17 protein-coding genes, 1 pseudogene and 1 riboswitch are annotated in these 14,939 nt (G+C 73.4%); of the genes and pseudogenes, 10 read left to right on the top strand and 8 right to left on the bottom strand.

Translation table 11 applies throughout. The features are described from left to right. Nucleotides 1-2: 2 nt before the first annotated feature. The 4 genes from ACFRAC_RS03935 to ACFRAC_RS03920 all read right to left on the bottom strand — a co-directional run bounded on the left by ACFRAC_RS03935 (nucleotide 3) and on the right by ACFRAC_RS03920 (nucleotide 3,102). Nucleotides 3-1,724: an urease subunit alpha gene (locus ACFRAC_RS03935; protein ID WP_382920228.1), complete on the bottom strand. Its 1,722-nt coding sequence runs from the start codon at nucleotides 1,722-1,724 to the stop codon at nucleotides 3-5. Continuing rightward, entirely contained in the window at nucleotides 1,717-2,028 is a 312-nt protein-coding gene (locus ACFRAC_RS03930) for an urease subunit beta (RefSeq protein WP_062668074.1), read from the bottom strand. The genes ACFRAC_RS03935 and ACFRAC_RS03930 overlap by 8 nt, the downstream gene beginning before the upstream one ends. An 8-nt stretch (nucleotides 2,029-2,036) precedes the next feature. Further along, nucleotides 2,037-2,339 carry an urease subunit gamma gene (locus tag ACFRAC_RS03925; protein ID WP_361346079.1) on the bottom strand — a complete coding sequence of 101 codons (303 nt, stop codon included), beginning with the start codon at nucleotides 2,337-2,339 and terminating at the stop codon, nucleotides 2,037-2,039. 115 nt (nucleotides 2,340-2,454) lie between these two features. After that, on the bottom strand, nucleotides 2,455-3,102 hold the full coding sequence (locus tag ACFRAC_RS03920) for a TetR/AcrR family transcriptional regulator (RefSeq protein ID WP_382920223.1): 648 nt from the start codon (nucleotides 3,100-3,102) through the stop codon (nucleotides 2,455-2,457). Nucleotides 3,103-3,209: 107 nt separating this feature from the next. Here ACFRAC_RS03920 and ACFRAC_RS03915 point away from each other — a divergent pair, with 107 nt between their 5' ends. The 3 genes and pseudogenes from ACFRAC_RS03915 to ACFRAC_RS03905 all read left to right on the top strand — a co-directional run bounded on the left by ACFRAC_RS03915 (nucleotide 3,210) and on the right by ACFRAC_RS03905 (nucleotide 5,988). Continuing rightward, nucleotides 3,210-4,229: an ABC transporter permease gene (locus ACFRAC_RS03915; RefSeq protein ID WP_382920220.1), complete on the top strand. Its 1,020-nt coding sequence runs from the start codon at nucleotides 3,210-3,212 to the stop codon at nucleotides 4,227-4,229. Between the two features lie 442 nt (nucleotides 4,230-4,671). After that, a pseudogene (locus tag ACFRAC_RS03910) lies at nucleotides 4,672-4,964 on the top strand (hypothetical protein). A gap of 339 nt (nucleotides 4,965-5,303) precedes the next feature. After that, nucleotides 5,304-5,511, top strand: a riboswitch (cyclic di-AMP (ydaO/yuaA leader). A gap of 3 nt (nucleotides 5,512-5,514) precedes the next feature. After that, on the top strand, nucleotides 5,515-5,988 hold the full coding sequence (locus ACFRAC_RS03905) for a C40 family peptidase (protein WP_382920218.1): 474 nt from the start codon (nucleotides 5,515-5,517) through the stop codon (nucleotides 5,986-5,988). Nucleotides 5,989-6,147: 159 nt separating this feature from the next. Here ACFRAC_RS03905 and ACFRAC_RS03900 read toward each other — a convergent pair whose 3' ends face one another. Then, entirely contained in the window at nucleotides 6,148-6,606 is a 459-nt protein-coding gene (locus ACFRAC_RS03900) for an ATP-binding protein (RefSeq protein ID WP_382920216.1), read from the bottom strand. A gap of 213 nt (nucleotides 6,607-6,819) precedes the next feature. On the opposite strand from ACFRAC_RS03900, the gene ACFRAC_RS03895 reads away from it, so the two are divergent. Together ACFRAC_RS03895 and ACFRAC_RS03890 are read left to right on the top strand one after the other, a co-directional pair. Beyond that, the gene (locus ACFRAC_RS03895; protein ID WP_382920213.1) at nucleotides 6,820-7,686 is read left to right on the top strand and encodes a helix-turn-helix domain-containing protein; all 867 of its coding nucleotides are present in this window, start codon (nucleotides 6,820-6,822) and stop codon (nucleotides 7,684-7,686) included. Between the two features lie 9 nt (nucleotides 7,687-7,695). Then, nucleotides 7,696-7,923: a DUF397 domain-containing protein gene (locus tag ACFRAC_RS03890; RefSeq protein ID WP_382920210.1), complete on the top strand. Its 228-nt coding sequence runs from the start codon at nucleotides 7,696-7,698 to the stop codon at nucleotides 7,921-7,923. A gap of 54 nt (nucleotides 7,924-7,977) precedes the next feature. Here ACFRAC_RS03890 and ACFRAC_RS03885 read toward each other — a convergent pair whose 3' ends face one another. Continuing rightward, nucleotides 7,978-9,105: an 8-amino-7-oxononanoate synthase gene (locus ACFRAC_RS03885; protein ID WP_382920208.1), complete on the bottom strand. Its 1,128-nt coding sequence runs from the start codon at nucleotides 9,103-9,105 to the stop codon at nucleotides 7,978-7,980. Between the two features lie 146 nt (nucleotides 9,106-9,251). On the opposite strand from ACFRAC_RS03885, the gene bioB reads away from it, so the two are divergent. The 4 genes from bioB (at nucleotide 9,252) to ACFRAC_RS03865 (ending at nucleotide 13,258) form a co-directional block, all read left to right on the top strand. Further along, nucleotides 9,252-10,463 (top strand): biotin synthase BioB, encoded by a 1,212-nt coding sequence (gene bioB, locus ACFRAC_RS03880; RefSeq protein WP_382920206.1) that lies wholly within the window; start codon nucleotides 9,252-9,254, stop codon nucleotides 10,461-10,463. Beyond that, the gene (locus ACFRAC_RS03875) at nucleotides 10,456-11,745 is read left to right on the top strand and encodes an adenosylmethionine--8-amino-7-oxononanoate transaminase (RefSeq protein ID WP_382920204.1); all 1,290 of its coding nucleotides are present in this window, start codon (nucleotides 10,456-10,458) and stop codon (nucleotides 11,743-11,745) included. The genes bioB and ACFRAC_RS03875 overlap by 8 nt, the downstream gene beginning before the upstream one ends. A 1-nt stretch (nucleotide 11,746) precedes the next feature. Continuing rightward, the gene (gene bioD, locus ACFRAC_RS03870; RefSeq protein ID WP_382920202.1) at nucleotides 11,747-12,463 is read left to right on the top strand and encodes a dethiobiotin synthase; all 717 of its coding nucleotides are present in this window, start codon (nucleotides 11,747-11,749) and stop codon (nucleotides 12,461-12,463) included. 93 nt (nucleotides 12,464-12,556) lie between these two features. After that, nucleotides 12,557-13,258: a class I SAM-dependent methyltransferase gene (locus ACFRAC_RS03865; protein ID WP_382920199.1), complete on the top strand. Its 702-nt coding sequence runs from the start codon at nucleotides 12,557-12,559 to the stop codon at nucleotides 13,256-13,258. A gap of 5 nt (nucleotides 13,259-13,263) precedes the next feature. Here ACFRAC_RS03865 and ACFRAC_RS03860 read toward each other — a convergent pair whose 3' ends face one another. Together ACFRAC_RS03860 and ACFRAC_RS03855 are read right to left on the bottom strand one after the other, a co-directional pair. Continuing rightward, the gene (locus ACFRAC_RS03860; RefSeq protein ID WP_382920197.1) at nucleotides 13,264-13,638 is read right to left on the bottom strand and encodes a fic family toxin-antitoxin system, toxin component; all 375 of its coding nucleotides are present in this window, start codon (nucleotides 13,636-13,638) and stop codon (nucleotides 13,264-13,266) included. Between the two features lie 4 nt (nucleotides 13,639-13,642). Continuing rightward, entirely contained in the window at nucleotides 13,643-13,882 is a 240-nt protein-coding gene (locus ACFRAC_RS03855; RefSeq protein ID WP_062668086.1) for a hypothetical protein, read from the bottom strand. A gap of 210 nt (nucleotides 13,883-14,092) precedes the next feature. Between ACFRAC_RS03855 and ACFRAC_RS03850 the strand changes: the two genes are divergently transcribed. Continuing rightward, nucleotides 14,093-14,938 carry an ABC transporter ATP-binding protein gene (locus ACFRAC_RS03850; protein ID WP_361346291.1) on the top strand — a complete coding sequence of 282 codons (846 nt, stop codon included), beginning with the start codon at nucleotides 14,093-14,095 and terminating at the stop codon, nucleotides 14,936-14,938. Nucleotide 14,939 lies beyond the last annotated feature (1 nt).

The following is a 14,939-nucleotide window of genomic DNA, read 5'->3' as shown; positions in this document are numbered from 1 at the left end:
CCTCAGAAGAGGAAGTAACGCTGGGCCATGGGCAGTTCGGCGGCGGGCGTGGCCTCCACCAGCTCGCCGTCGATGTGCACGGCGAAGCTGTCGGGGTCGACGCGCACCTCGGGCCGCGCGTCGTTCTCCCGCATGTCGGCCTTGGTGACCCCGCGTGTCGACTCGATGGCCACGAACCGCTTGCCCAGCCCGAGCCGTTCCGGCAGCCCGTCCTCGATGGCAAGCTGCGCCACGAAGTTGACCGAGTTCGCGGCCGGCGCCCGGCCGATCGCGCCGAACATCGGGCGGGGCAGGATCGGCTGGGGCGTGGGTATCGACGCGTTGGCGTCGCCCATCTGCGCGTAGGCGATCTGCCCGCCCTTGATGACGAGGTGCGGCTTGACGCCGAAGAAGGCCGGCTCCCACAGCACCAGGTCGGCGAGTTTGCCGGTCTCCACGGAGCCGATCTCGCGGCCGAGACCCTGCGCGAGCGCCGGGTTGATCGTGTACTTGGCCACGTAGCGGCGCACCCGGTGGTTGTCGGCGCGTCCGTCGCCGGGCAGCGGGCCGCGGCGCCGCTTCATCACGTGGGCGGTCTGCCAGGTGCGCAGGACGACCTCGCCGACGCGGCCCATGGCCTGGGAGTCCGAGGAGATGATGGAGATGGCGCCGAGGTCGTGGAGGATGTCCTCGGCACCGATGGTGGACGGCCGGATCCGGGACTCGGCGAAGGCCAGGTCCTCCGGCACGGCCGCGTTGAGGTGGTGGCACACCATCAGCATGTCGAGGTGTTCCTCGGCGGTGTTGACGGTGAACGGCCGGGTCGGATTGGTGGAGCTGGGCAGCACGTGCGGCTCGGAGACCACGGTCATGATGTCCGGCGCGTGCCCGCCGCCCGCGCCCTCGGTGTGGTACGCGTGAATGCCGCGGCCCGCGATCGCCGCGAGGGTGTCCCCGACGAAGCCGGCCTCGTTCAGGGTGTCCGTGTGGATGGCGATCTGCACGCCGGTGCGGTCGGCGACGGTCAGCGCGGCGTCGATGACGGCCGGGGTGGAGCCCCAGTCCTCGTGCAGCTTGAGACCGAGCGCGCCACCGCGGATCTGGGAGAGCATCGCCTCCTCGGAGACGGTGTTGCCCTTGCCCAGCAGACCGAAGTTGACGGGGTGTCCCTCCATCGCCTCCAGCATCCGGGCCAGATGCCAGGGGCCCGGGGTGACGGTGGTGGCCTTGGAGCCCTCGGCCGGGCCGGTGCCACCGCCGACGAGCGTGGTGATGCCCGAGGCGAGCGCCTCGTCGGCGATCTGGGGGCAGATGAAGTGGACGTGGGCGTCGATGGCTCCGGCGGTGAGGATCCGTCCGTTGCCCGCGATGATCTCCGTCTCCGGGCCGATGACCAGGTCCGGGTGCACCCCGTCCATGGTGTCCGGGTTGCCGGCCTTGCCGATGCCGGTGATCCGGCCGTCGCGGATGCCGAGGTCGGCCTTGACGATCCCCCAGTGGTCGACGATCACGACCCCGGTGACGACGGTGTCCGGGGTGCCGTCGGCACGGGTGGCCCGGGACTGGCCCATGGACTCGCGGATGACCTTGCCGCCGCCGAACACGGCCTCGTCACCGGCGCGTCCGGGGCCGCCGGAACGATCCTCCTCGATCTCGATGAGCAGATCGGTGTCGGCGAGCCGGACGCGGTCACCGGTGGTCGGCCCGAACAGGTCGGCGTAGGCGGCGCGGGAGATCTCAGGCATCGAGGGCACCTCCGGTCTCGCCCCGCAGGCCGGGCACCACACGGGCGCCGGCGAGGGGGACGAGTTCGACGTCGACGGGGATGCCGGGCTCGAAGCGCACCGCGGTGCCGGCCGCGACGTTCAGCCGCTTGCCGCGGGCCGCGGCACGGTCGAAGCGCAGGCCGGGATTGGCCTCGGCGAAGTGGTAGTGGGAGCCGACCTGGACGGGCCGGTCGGCGGCGTTGAGGACGGTCAGCCGGGTCACCTCACGGCCCTCGTTGTATGCGATCGGGCCCTCGGCGAACAGGACTTCTCCGGGAATCATGGCCGCCCTCAGACGATCGGGTCGTGGACGGTGACGAGCTTGGTGCCGTCGGGGAAGGTCGCCTCGACCTGGACGTCGTGGATCATCTCGGCGATGCCCTCCATGACGTCGTCCCTGGTGAGCAGGGTCCGGCCGGAGGACATCAGCTCAGCGACCGTACGGCCGTCACGGGCGCCCTCGAGGATGTGCGCCGTGATGAGGGCGACGGCCTCGGGGTGGTTCAGCCGGAGCCCGCGGGCCCGGCGCCTCTCGGCGACGTCGGCCGCCACATGGATGAGCAGCCTCTCCTGCTCGTGCGGGGTCAGTTGCACGGCGTCCCACCTCACAGTCCTCGCTCCGGACCGTGCGGGGTCCGGTTGCCGCCGCCGTCGGGCGAAGGCCCGGTGGCGTGGGTGGGCAGGCTAGTTGGGCCGCGTTTCGGGCGCGTTAACCCCGCGCGGGGCCGGCCGGGCCCGGGTCGCCGTCCCGCATGCTCATCAGGGCGCGCAGCCCCTGCTGCAGGACCTCGACGGGCGCGGGCCCGAACAGGGACTGCTGGGCGATGAAGCCGAGCACGGAGGCGATCATCGTGCGGGCGACGTGGTCCGGGTCCACGTCCGTGCGCATCATCCCGGCGTCCTGGTACCCCTCGACGATCCGCGCCCAGGCGCCGCGCACCGAGCCGTAGCCCTCCCGCAGGACGGCGGCCAGCTCGTCGTTGCGCAGGGTCTCCGCCCACACCTGGATGACGAGCCGGGGGAAGGCGGGCCTGCCGTCGACGACCAGGGACGCGCGCTCGGCGAGGGTGCGGCCGAGGACGTGGGCGAGGAGCTCGTCCGGCGGTGGGGGCGGGCTCTGCCGCGCGGCCTCCTCGAACGCCGCGTGGACCGAGCCGAGCACCTCGGCGACGATCGCGCCGATCAGCTCCTCCTTGCCCTTGAAGTAGCGGTAGACGGCCCCCGCCGAGAGGTCGACCTCCTTGAGCACGTCCTGCATCGAGGTGGCGTGGAAGCCGTTGCGGGCGAAGCAGAGCGCGGCGCCGTCGAGGATCTGGCGGCGGCGTGCGTCGAGGTGTTCCTGGGATACGCGGGCCATGCCCTCAACGTAAAACGAACATTCCTTCTTGACAAGCACCGGCCGCCGCGAGCACGGTGGAACTAAGAAAAACGAACGATCCTTCTTTTTAGATCACGGGAGCTCCCATGTCCTCGCCGTCCGCCACCACACCGCCCAGGAAGGCCGCATCCCGGCGCCTGGTCGCGGTGGTCGTGCTCGTCCCCGTGCTGGCCGCCCTCGCCCTGTGGGCGTTCGCCTGGCCGGCCGCCCGCACCGCGCCGCGCGACCTCCCGCTCGGGGTGGCGGGCCCCGCGTCGGCCGTGACGCAGGTGGAGCGGCAGCTGTCCGCCCACGACGGCGCGTTCGAGGTGCACCGCTACGCCGACGAACCGGCCGCCCACCGCGCCATCCAGGACCGGGACGTGTATGGCGCGGTCGTCGTGACACCCCAGGGCCCCCGGCTGCTGACCGCGTCCGCCGCGAGCCCGGCCGTGGCCCAGCTGCTGCGGCAGGCGGTGGCCGGGCAGGCGGCCGCCGAGGGGACGCGGGTGGAGACCGTCGACGTGGTACCGGCGCCCGAGACGGACCCGCGCGGGGCGGCGCTGAGCTCCAGCGTGCTGCCGCTGGCCCTCGCGGGCATCGCGGCGGGTGCCGGGGTCACCCTGCTGGGGCTGCGCGGCCTGGGCGCCGCGGGCGCCCTCGTGGGCACGGCCGCCCTGACCGGCCTGGTCGCGGCCACGCTGGCGCACAGCTGGCTGGGTGTCCTCACGGGTGACCGGTGGGCGGAGACCGGGGTGCTCACCCTGATGACCCTGGCCGTCAGCGCCGCCGTCGCCGGGCTCGGCGCCCTCCTCGGACCGGCCGGCACAGGTCTCATGGCCGCCACCGTCATGCTCATCGGCAACCCGTTCTCCGGGGCGGCGTCGGCACCGCGGATGCTGCCGGAGCCGGTCGGCACGATCGGCCAGTGGCTGCCGCCGGGCGCGGGCGCGACCCTGCTGCGCTCGGTGTCCTTCTTCGACGGCGCCGCGTCGGCCGGCCCCGCCCTCACCCTGACCTGGTGGGCCGCACTGGGCCTCGGCGCGGTCCTGCTGGGCGCCCGCCTCAAGGCGAACGCGACCACGACGAGCCCTGCCCCGGCCCGCCGGCCCGCCCCCGTCGGCTGACCCGCCCGCGTCGGCGGAACCACCGAACCGGCCGTGCGCCCCCGCCGGAGCGGACGGGGGCGCACGGCCTCGACGCGTCCGAGACGTGACAGGCGGCAGGGGACGACCCGGCCCGACCTTCACCCGGGGGCCACCCGGGGACTCAGGAGGGCTTCGGCCCCCGGTGCTCCGCCGTGAGGCCGAAGCGGTGGGGTGCGCGGGGGGCGGACGCGACCTCGCCAGGCAGACCCAGGAGCCGGCCCGCGTGCGGTCCCGGACGGAGGGAACGCCCGCCGGGCACACCGGCCGCCCGCGCGCCCGGGTGGCGCCGATCTCGAGCGCGAGACCGTACGCGTCACCCAGGAGGCGCCGCGGGACGGGCTGGTGGACCGCGTCGCCCCGGACCGCGCGGCCGCGACCGCCCCGGACGAGGGGCGGTGACCGGAGGACGCCGCCACCCGGGTTGCCGCCCCTTCCCGCGCCGACGCGCACGGAGGCGGAGCTGATCGACCGTTACCCGGAGTCGTGGGCCTGCTGGGCCCTAACAACCCGGCGAAGGACGGCGACACCTACCGGGGCCCGCGCGCCGCCCAGGCGCTCGCCGGCAAGGCGGTCGCGCTCCGGGACGCGCCGGCGCTGATGCACTGTCGGGGCGAGACGGAGCCGCACGCCCGCACGCTGGAGCGTGCGCTGCGCGTCCTGGCCAGGGAGCGCCGCACGGCCCGCGTCACGCCGCCGCCGCGCTCCGACAGTTGACGGCGCCACAGCCGCGATCCGGACCCGCGGCCCGCCGCCGCGACGTCCGCCGCCACGCCGAAACGGACCGAACGGCGTACCCCCCATCGGCGTATTCCGTACTCCTTCCGTGCGCGCGTACGGCTTGCGTCACGGGCGGGACGCACAGCCGGATTTGAGCCTTCCGCCGCTGGTCCGGGGCTCGTCGGGCACCTGGCCACTTCCTCGAACGCAGTAGCGTCCACCCGAACGGGTGAGTGGTGAGTAACACCACAAATCCCCGGTTCCGTTGGGATTTTCGTTCTTCCGTGCGCCAAGATCCCTGACTGACGACAAGCCCCCGCCGCAGCGGCGGGGCGATCCGGGCGGACGCCGAGTCCTGCCGCCGCCCGGATGACCGGTCGACAGGAGTGGATCGGCAGGAGTGGAGGACCCGAGCAAGACGGGTCGCCGGTACGGACGTTCGTTCGAATCGAGCAACCCTTGGGGTGAAGCCGCGACGCGGCCGGGCAACTTCGCCAGCCCGAATCCGACAGGTCATCCTTCACAGGCGGCTGACGAAGGGTTGCGCATGACTGCGCTCAATCGTGTCCCGTCGCTCATGGCCAGGGCCGGTACGGCCTCGGCCCTCACTCTCGCCGCGGTGGGCGGCTCGATCGTGACGCCCGGTCTCACCTCGGAGGCGGAGGCCGCCACACCGGCGACGAAGGCACTTCGGATCGCCGCCTCGAAGAAGGGGTCGCCGTACAAGTGGGGCGCCACCGGCCCGAACCGGTTCGACTGCTCCGGGCTCACGCTGTACTCGTTCAAGAAGGCCGGCAAGAAGCTGCCCCGCACGGCGGCCCAGCAGTACAACAAGACCCGCCACATCTCGGCCTCGCACCGCAAGGCCGGTGACCTGGTGTTCTTCCACTCGGGGTCGTACGTCTACCACGTGGGCATCTACGCCGGTAAGGGCAAGATCTGGCACTCCCCCAAGAGCGGTGACGTGGTCAGGTTGCAGAAGATCTGGACCAGGAGCGTCTGGTACGGCCGGGTCAAGTGACCCGCGGGGCGCCTACGGCGCCCCCACCCCCGCCGGCGCCCTCCCGGAGCGCGGAGGGCGTCCGGCACGGGCCGGGCCCTCCAGCGCCTCCGGGGCCTCCCGGGGCCGGCGGGGGCGGAACGCGCCGCGCGGCGCGTCGTGCGGCGCCACGCGGCGCTCCTACGGCTCCTGCGGCGCCGCGACCGCGACCGGCGAGGCCGGTACGGTCCACGGCAGCTCGATGGAGACCGTCTTGCCGCCCTCGCGGGTCGGCCACACCCGGATCCGGCCGCCGCACTCGGCGGCCAGCCAACGAATGATCACCATGCCTCGGCCGTTGTCCTGCTGGACGGCGGCCGGCAGCCGTTTGGGGAACCGCGGATGGCTGTCGGTCACCCCGATGCGCAGGTGCTCGTCGCGGTCGAGCTCGAGGTCCACGGTGAAGGTGGGCGACTGCCCGAGGGTGTGCTGGACGGCGTTGGTGGCGAGTTCGGAGACGATGAGCCGGATGGTCTCCGCCGCCTCCGTGTCCGACGGCAGCCCCCACTCGGCGAGCGTGGTGATGACGTAGGACCGTGCCGCGGAGACCGAGGCGGGATCGCTCGGCAGAGTGACGGATGCTTCCAGATGGTCTGCCATGGCGACGTCGTCCCTTTCCGACGGGACCGCAGTCCGACACGGAGCGGAGGGTTCGAGTACGGTCCCGGACTGGTGCTTCGCCGCCAGACTGCCATCACCACGACGGTCACGGGTGCCGATCCGCCAAGATGTGCATATATCTGTCGCTCGAAGCGGTGAACTCTGCGACGGCAGACCGTATTCGGGCGGCCCGGTCGGAGTAAGGAGTTGCCCATGCAGCACGGCCCGGCGGTCCGCCGCCGGAAACTGGGCGCGGAACTGCGTGCGGTGCGCGCCGGGACCGGGCTCACCAGTGGTGAGGCGGCCCGCCTGGTGGGCTGGCACCAGTCCAAGGTGAGCCGCATCGAGACGGGCGCCAGCGGGGTGAAACCGGCCGATGTGCGATTACTGCTCGACGCCTACGGCGTACGGGACGCCCGGCTGCGGGAGGTGCTGCTGGCGCTGGCCGGTTCCGACGCGGCGGGCCGGCACCACTGGTGGCACGCCTACCGCGGGGTCCTGCCGCCGACCTACCGGGACTTCATCAGCCTGGAGTCCCAGGCGAGCGCGATGCGCACGCTGGAGACCTCCGTGGTGCCGGGGCTGCTGCAGACGCCCGAGTACGCGCGGGCGGTGACCCGGGCGGCGACGGGCGGGACGGACGACGGCGCCGACGACCGGCTCGACGCGCTGGTCGCGGTCCGGCTGGCCCGGCAGGAGGTGCTGCGGGCCGATCCGCCGCTGCGGCTCAGCGCCGTGCTGGACGAGGCGGTGCTGCGCCGGGAGGTCGGCGGCCCCGAGGTGATGCGGCGCCAGATGGAGCGCCTGCTGGAGGCGGCGCGGCTGCCCCAAGTGAGCCTGCAAGTGCTGCCGTTCACGGCCGGTGAGCATGTCGGCATCACCGGGCCTTTCGTTATCTTCTCATTTTCGAGCACTTCTGATCTGGACGTTGTGGTTCTCGACCACTTGACGAGTAGCCTCTATCTCGAACGGAAAGAAGACCTCCAGGCCTACACGGAGGCCTTCGACACCCTTCGGCTCCACGCCCTTTCGCCCGAGGAATCGCTGGATCTCATCGCCGCGATAGGTGGCGGCGCGTAAGGAGGCACCATGACCGCACTGCCTCGGAACCTCAGGTCGAGTACCGAACTACCGGACGCCCGTTGGCTGCGCAGCAGCTACAGCACGGGCGCGAACAACTGCGTCGAGACGGCCCGGCCGCGCTCCGGTCCCTGGACCGGGCTGCTGGCCGTGCGCGACTCCAAGGATCCGGCAGGACCCGCGCTGCTCTTCTCCCCCGAGAGCTGGGCGGGTTTCACGGCCGCGCTCCAGACCTGACCGTTTCTGATCACTTCTGCCCGCTCCGGTGCCGCCCGGCCGTGTCACGCCGACTCATGGTCGTGTCGTACCGATGACCCGTACAGCGCGTTCGATCTGCCCCTCGGAGAGGTCCGCCCGGGCGGTCAGCCGCAGCCGTGAGACGCCGTCCGGTACGGAAGGCGGACGGAAGCAGCCCACGGCGAGACCCGCCGCACGGCACTCGGCCGCCCACCGCACGGCCCCCTCCGGGGACGGCGCCCGCACGGAGACGACCGCGGCGTCCGGACGCACCGCCTCCAGACCCGCGGCCGTCAGCCGGGTGTGCAGCTCGCCCGCCACCGCGCGGGCCCGCGCCGCCCGTTCCGGCTCACGGCGCAGCAGCCGCAGGGCCGCCAGGGCGGCGCCCGCCGGCGCGGGAGCCAGCCCCGTGTCGAAGATGAACGTCCGGGCGGCGTTGACCAGGTGCTCGATCACCCGGGCCGGGCCCAGCACGGCACCGCCCTGGCTGCCGAGCGACTTGGACAGCGTGACGGTCACGACGACGTCCCGCGCGGCCGCGAGACCGGCCGCGTGCGGAGCCCCCCGGCCGCCGTCCCCGAGGACGCCGAGGCCGTGCGCGTCGTCCACGACCAGCCCGGCCCCGTGCTCCCGGCACGCCTCGGCGTAGGCGGCCAGCGGGGCGGCGTCGCCGTCGACCGAGAAGACGGTGTCGGAGACGACCACCGCGGGACCGTCGTGCGTGCGCAGCGCCTTGCGCACGGCGTCCGGGTCGGCGTGGGCGGCGACCTGGGTGGTGCCGCGGGCCAGCCGGCAGCCGTCGATGAGCGAGGCGTGGTTGCCCGCGTCGGAGACGATCAGCGAGCCGTGCGGTGCCAGCGCGGTGACGGCGGCGAGGTTGGCCGCGTAGCCGGACGAGAAGACGAGCGCCGCCTCGAAGCCGCAGAAGGCGGCCAGCTCCCGCTCCAGCTCCGCGTGCAGTTCCGTCGTACCGGTGACGAGCCGGGAGCCGGTCGCGCCGCCGCCCCAGGTCCGCGCGGCGCGCGCCGCGCCCTCGACCACTTCGGGGTGCCGGGCCAGGCCCAGGTAGTCGTTGCTCGCGAGGTCGAGGAGCGGGGAGTCGGCGGGGCGGGGGCGCAGGGTCCGTACCAGGCCGGCGCGGCGGCGCTGGTCCGCCTGTTCGTCGATCCAGCCGAACGCCATGGCTCCTCCGGGCTTTTGTAGGCAGTGCACAGACACTAGCGGCCGGGCCCGTCGCCCACGGTGTGGCAATACCCACACATCGAATCGACAGGGTTGTGCAAACTCACCTTGGCTCGGGCCCCCTCCGTACGTCAGGATCACCTCCCATGGACCTGCTGAACACGCTGGTGGACAAGGGGCTTCGGCGCGAGCTGCCGACCCGCGAGGAAGCACTCGCCGTTCTCGCCACTTCCGACGACGACCTGCTCGACGTGGTGGCCGCGGCCGGCAAGGTGCGCCGGAAGTGGTTCGGCCGGAGGGTGAAGCTGAACTATCTGGTCAACCTCAAGTCGGGCCTGTGCCCGGAGGACTGCTCGTACTGTTCGCAGCGGCTCGGCTCCACCGCCGGCATCCTCAAGTACACCTGGCTGAAGCCGGACGAGGCCTCCCAGGCCGCGGCCGCCGGGTTGGCGGGTGGCGCCAAACGGGTGTGCCTGGTGGCGTCCGGGCGCGGTCCGACCGACCGTGACGTGGACCGGGTCTCCGAGACCATCAAGACCATCAAGGACCAGAACGACGGCGTCGAGGTGTGCGCCTGCCTCGGGCTCCTCTCGGACGGGCAGGCGGAGCGGCTGCGCGAGGCCGGCGCGGACGCCTACAACCACAACCTCAACACCTCGGAGTCCACGTACGGGGAGATCACGAGCACCCACACGTACGCCGACCGGGTGGACACGGTGAACAAGGCGCACGCGGCCGGTCTGTCCGCCTGCTCCGGGCTGATCGCGGGCATGGGCGAGAGCGACGAGGACCTGGTCGACGTCGTCTACGCGCTGCGTGAGCTGGACCCGGACTCGGTGCCGGTCAACTTCCTGATCCCGTTCGAGGGCACCCCGCTGGCCAAGGAGTGGAACCTCACCCCGCAGCGCTGTCTGCGGATCCTCGCGATGGTGCGGTTCGTGTGCCCGGACGTCGAGGTGCGCATCGCCGGCGGCCGTGAGGTGCACCTGCGCACCCTGCAGCCCCTCGCGCTGCACCTGGCCAACTCGATCTTCCTCGGCGACTACCTCACCAGTGAGGGCCAGGCCGGCAAGGCCGACCTGGACATGATCGCGGACGCCGGCTTCGAGGTGGAGGGCGCCGACCAGGTGACCCTGCCGGAGCACCGGGCGACCGCGGCCGGGGGCGGCTGCGGATCGCACGGGAGCGCGGGCTGCGGGTCCCACGAGAGCGCCGGGTGCGGATCGCACGCGGACGGCGGGGTGTGCGGTACGTCCGCTCCCGATACGGCCGCTCCCGCGCCGGCCGCCGAGCCGCGCACCGACCTGGTCGCCGTCCGCCGGCGGGGCGCCGGGACGGACCTCGCGCCCAATGCCTGAGCTGCCCGGCCTGGGTGTGCCCGAGCTGCTGGCCCTCGACCGGCGGCACGTCTGGCATCCGTACGGCCCGATGCCGGGCCGCGCCGAACCGCTCGTCGTGGAGTCGGCGAGCGGGGTGCGGCTGCGGCTCGCCGACGGCTCGGGCGAGCTGGTCGACGGCATGTCGTCGTGGTGGTCGGCCATCCACGGCTACAACCACCCGGTCCTCAACGAGGCGGCGCACGAGCAGCTGGCGAAGATGAGCCACGTCATGTTCGGCGGGCTCACGCACGAGCCCGCCGTACGGCTGGCGAAGCTCCTTGTCGACATGTCGCCTGACGGCCTGGAGCATGTCTTCCTGGCCGATTCCGGCTCGGTGTCGGTCGAGGTCGCGGTCAAGATGTGCCTGCAGTACTGGCGTTCGCTGGGACGGCCCGGCAAGCGGCGGCTGCTGACCTGGCGCGGCGGCTATCACGGCGACACGTGGCAGCCGATGTCGGTGTGCGACCCCGAGGGCGGGATGCACGAGCTGTGGGCGGGCGTGCTCCCGCGCCAGGTGTTCGCCGACGCGCCGCCGGCCGAGTACGACGAGGCGTACGCCGAACGGCTGCGGTCGCTGATCGAGCGGCACGCGGACGAACTGGCGGCGGTGATCGTCGAGCCGGTGGTGCAGGGCGCCGGCGGGATGCGGTTCCACTCCCCGGCGTATCTGCGGGTGCTGCGGGAGGCGTGCGACGCGCACGACGTCCTGCTCGTGTTCGACGAGATCGCGACCGGCTTCGGGCGCACGGGCGCCCTGTTCGCGGCGGAGCACGCCGCGGTGACACCGGACGTGATGTGTGTGGGCAAGGCCCTGACCGGCGGCTATCTGACGATGGCGGCGACGCTGTGCACGGCACGCGTCGCGGACGGCATCTCGCGCGGCGAGGTGCCGGTGCTCGCCCACGGCCCGACCTTCATGGGCAACCCGCTGGCGGCCGCGGTCGCCTGCGCGTCGATCGAGCTGCTGCTGGGCCAGGACTGGCAGGCCGAGGTCCGGCGGATCGAGGCGGGGCTGCGGTCCGGTCTGGCGTCCGCGGCGGATCTGCCGGGCGTCAAGGACGTACGGGTCCTCGGCGCGATCGGTGTGGTCCAGCTCGACCACGAGGTGGACATGGGGGCGGCGACGGCGGCCGCCGTGCGCGAGGGAGTGTGGCTGCGGCCGTTCCGCGACCTGGTCTACACGATGCCGCCGTACGTCACGGGCGACGCCGACGTCGCACGGATCGCCCGCGCGGTGTGCGCGGCCGCACGAGAGGGCTGAGATGCCGGTACTGGTGGTCACAGGCACGGGCACGGAGGTCGGCAAGACGGTCACGACCGCGGCGGTGGCCGCGGCGGCGCTGGCCTCGGGCCGTACGGTCGCGGTGCTCAAGGCCGCGCAGACGGGCGTGGGCCCGGACGAGGACGGGGACGCGGCCGAGGTGGCACGGCTGGCCGGTCAGGTGACCACGGCCGAAATCGCCCGCTATCCCGACCCGTTGGCCCCGGCGACGGCCGCGCGGCGGGCGGGCCGGGCGCCTGTCCGTCCCGCGGAGGTCGCCGAGGCCGCCGCGAAGCTGGCCGCCGAGCACGACCTGGTGCTGGTGGAGGGGGCCGGCGGGCTGCTCGTCCGCTTCGACGAGGCGGGCGGCACCCTGGCGGACGCGGCCGAGCTGCTGGCGGCCCCCGTCCTGGTGGTGGCGTCGGCCGGTCTCGGCACCCTCAACACGACGGAGCTGACGGCCCGTGAGCTGCGGCGCCGGCGGCTCGACCCGCTGGGCGTGGTGATCGGCAGCTGGCCCGGCGAACCGGACCTGGCGTCCCGCTGCAACGTGGCGGATCTCCCCGAGGTCGCGGGGGCGCCGCTGCTGGGCGCGGTGCCCGCGGGTGCGGGCGGGCTGCCGTCCGCCGGGTTCCGGGCGGCCGCTCCGGACTGGCTGGCGCCCCGGCTGTTCGGCCGGTGGGACGCGGACGGGTTCCGGGAGCGGACGGCGCGCTGAGGCGTCGCGCGGGGCGGATGCGCGCGGCGGGGGATGCGTCCGCATCGTTCGGGGGAGAATCGGGAGTGAGTCCCGTACTGCCCGGGAGGTCCCATGGCCCTGCGATCCGCCCGTGCGGGCGCCCGCCCACGCGACGCCGTGCACCACCCGGTGTTCGCCCGCTGCTACGCCAAGGTGAGTGTCGGCGCCGAGACCCGGATGGGCATGGCCCGGATCCGGGAGCGGCTGCTGGGAGGGCTGTCTGGCCGGGTGCTGGAGATCGGCGCGGGCAACGGCCTGAACTTCGCGCACTACCCGGCCACGGTCTCCGAGGTGGTCGCCATCGAACCGGAGCGGACGCTGCGGCGGTTGGCGGTGGAGGCCGCGCTGCGCGCCGAGGTGCCCGTGGACGTGGCGCCGGGCACGGCGGAGGCGCTGCCGGTCAAGAGCGAGGGATTCGACGCGGTGGTGCTGTCGCTGGTGCTGTGCAGTGTGCGGGACGTGCCGCGGGCACTGTCCGAGGTGCGCCGGGTGCTGCGGCCCGGCGGGAGCGTGCGGTTCTTCGAGCACGGCCGGGGCGGCGGGCGGGCGATGCTCCGCACCCAGCGCGTGCTGGACCGTACGGTGTGGCCGCTGGTCAGCGGCGGCTGCCATGTCTCGCGCGACCCGGTGGCGGCGCTGCGGGACGCGGGTCTCGAACTCGGCCCCTACCGGCGGGTGATGGTCCCGGAGAACGGTCCGGCCCTGCCGTCGTCTTACTGCGTGCTGGGCACGGCCTGGCGGGCGGCCGAGGGCGGGACGTCACCCGACCGGTAGGGCGCTCACAGGCTCCAGCTCTCCAGTTCCCGCGCGATGTCCTGCACGGACGCCTCGCCGTTGTGCACCAGGCGGGCGAGGTCGCGCACCTGCTCGGGCGAGGTGACGACCTTGAGGCCGCCGGCCACGAGGTAGGCGTAGGCGACCGCGGCGGCGAACATCGCGTTCGAGCGCTCCAACGCGGGGACGTGCATGAGCAGTTGCAGCAGGGAGGCGGCACGGGCCTGGGGGCTGTCGTAGACGGGGACGTCGAATATCTCGGCCTGATGGCGGGCGACGGCGGCGACGAGGGCGCCCCAGTCGGTGACCCGGGGGTCGCCCGGTGTGCGCTTCTCGGCAACCATGAGCAGCCAGGCGAGATCGATGGTCAGCGGACTCAACGGATCAGTGGCGCCCTTCGCGCGGGCCCTCGCGGTCGGTGCCGAACTCCTCGGCGAACACCGACTCGTACTGCTTCATGAAGTCGGCCGCCGCCTCCACGAAGGTGTGGCCGACCTCGCCGGTGTCCTGGCGGACCAGCTCCTCGATGTAGCGGTTCACGCTCATCCCGCGGGCCAGGGCGCGTTCGCGGGCGGCGCGGGCCGTGCCCTCGTCCACTCTCACGTTCAGCTGGGTCTTCGCCATACCTCGAAGCTAGCGCGCGGGTGCTAGCACGGCAAGCGTCCTCCCGGCGGCGTCGGTGCCCCTTACACCGGTCCCGGGTCCCCCACCTGGGTCGGAGGCGGCGCGGCACCGCAGGAGGATACCCGGTGTGGGGTGGATCACATAGGCTCGGCGGCACCGAGAAGGGGCGGCGTCCCGGCGGCCGCCGTGGCGTCCTGTGAGGAGGCGGCCTTGTCCACAGCAACCGCGGAGTACGTCCCCGGTCCCGCGCCGGCCGAAGGAGTGGCGGCCCGCGCCCGCGGGCTGACCAAGGCGTACGGCTCCGGCGAGACCGCCGTGCTCGCCCTCGACGCGGTGGACGTGGACATCGCGCGCGGCCGGTTCACGGCGGTGATGGGGCCCTCGGGGTCGGGGAAGTCCACGCTGATGCACTGCCTGGCCGGTCTGGACGACGTCTCGGCCGGACGGGTCTGGCTCGGCGACACCGAGATCACGGGGCTGAAGGACCGTGAACTGACCCGGCTGCGGCGGGACCGGATCGGGTTCATGTTCCAGTCGTTCAACCTCATCCCGACGCTGACCGCGGCGGAGAACATCACCCTGCCCATGGACATCGCGGGCCGCCGGCCCGACGAGGCGTGGCTGGCCCAGGTCGTCGACACGCTCGGGCTGCGCGACCGGCTGCGGCACCGCCCCTCCCAGCTGTCCGGAGGCCAGCAGCAGCGCGTCGCCTGCGCCCGCGCGCTCGCCTCCCGGCCCGAGCTGATCTTCGCCGACGAACCCACCGGCAACCTGGACTCGCGGGCCGGCCTGGAGGTGCTCGGGTTCCTGCGCGAGGCCGTCGACCGGCTGGGGCAGACGGTCGTCATGGTCACCCACGATCCGGGGGCCGCCGCCCACGCCGATCTGGTGCTGTTCCTCGGGGACGGGCGAATCGTCGACGAGATGCGGCGCCCCACGGCGGAGGCCGTGCTGGAACGGATGAAACGCTTCGACGTGATCCGCGGGGCCTTCGAGGACGGCGGGCGCGCCCCGGGCGTCGAGGCCGGGGAGGGCCCGGCGCTCGGGAAGGGCTGAC

Source organism: Streptomyces sp. NPDC056628, from assembly GCF_042792555.1.
In the GTDB taxonomy this organism is placed as follows: domain Bacteria; phylum Actinomycetota; class Actinomycetes; order Streptomycetales; family Streptomycetaceae; genus Streptomyces.
Note: the sequence above shows the minus strand (reverse complement) of the source record. Positions and strands in the feature narration are given on the sequence as shown.

What these genes read in the sequence shown, in the direction of transcription:
- ACFRAC_RS03935 (WP_382920228.1), bottom strand. Translation starts at nt 1,724, where the DNA reads ATGCCTGAGATCTCCCGCGCCGCCTACGCCGACCTGTTCGGGCCGACC.
- ACFRAC_RS03930 (WP_062668074.1), bottom strand. Translation starts at nt 2,028, where the DNA reads ATGATTCCCGGAGAAGTCCTGTTCGCCGAGGGCCCGATCGCATACAAC.
- ACFRAC_RS03920 (WP_382920223.1), bottom strand. Translation starts at nt 3,102, where the DNA reads ATGGCCCGCGTATCCCAGGAACACCTCGACGCACGCCGCCGCCAGATC.
- ACFRAC_RS03915 (WP_382920220.1), top strand. Translation starts at nt 3,210, where the DNA reads ATGTCCTCGCCGTCCGCCACCACACCGCCCAGGAAGGCCGCATCCCGG.
- ACFRAC_RS03905 (WP_382920218.1), top strand. Translation starts at nt 5,515, where the DNA reads ATGACTGCGCTCAATCGTGTCCCGTCGCTCATGGCCAGGGCCGGTACG.
- ACFRAC_RS03900 (WP_382920216.1), bottom strand. Translation starts at nt 6,606, where the DNA reads ATGGCAGACCATCTGGAAGCATCCGTCACTCTGCCGAGCGATCCCGCC.
- ACFRAC_RS03895 (WP_382920213.1), top strand. Translation starts at nt 6,820, where the DNA reads ATGCAGCACGGCCCGGCGGTCCGCCGCCGGAAACTGGGCGCGGAACTG.
- ACFRAC_RS03890 (WP_382920210.1), top strand. Translation starts at nt 7,696, where the DNA reads ATGACCGCACTGCCTCGGAACCTCAGGTCGAGTACCGAACTACCGGAC.
- ACFRAC_RS03885 (WP_382920208.1), bottom strand. Translation starts at nt 9,105, where the DNA reads ATGGCGTTCGGCTGGATCGACGAACAGGCGGACCAGCGCCGCCGCGCC.
- bioB (WP_382920206.1), top strand. Translation starts at nt 9,252, where the DNA reads ATGGACCTGCTGAACACGCTGGTGGACAAGGGGCTTCGGCGCGAGCTG.
- ACFRAC_RS03875 (WP_382920204.1), top strand. Translation starts at nt 10,456, where the DNA reads ATGCCTGAGCTGCCCGGCCTGGGTGTGCCCGAGCTGCTGGCCCTCGAC.
- bioD (WP_382920202.1), top strand. Translation starts at nt 11,747, where the DNA reads ATGCCGGTACTGGTGGTCACAGGCACGGGCACGGAGGTCGGCAAGACG.
- ACFRAC_RS03865 (WP_382920199.1), top strand. Translation starts at nt 12,557, where the DNA reads ATGGCCCTGCGATCCGCCCGTGCGGGCGCCCGCCCACGCGACGCCGTG.
- ACFRAC_RS03855 (WP_062668086.1), bottom strand. Translation starts at nt 13,882, where the DNA reads ATGGCGAAGACCCAGCTGAACGTGAGAGTGGACGAGGGCACGGCCCGC.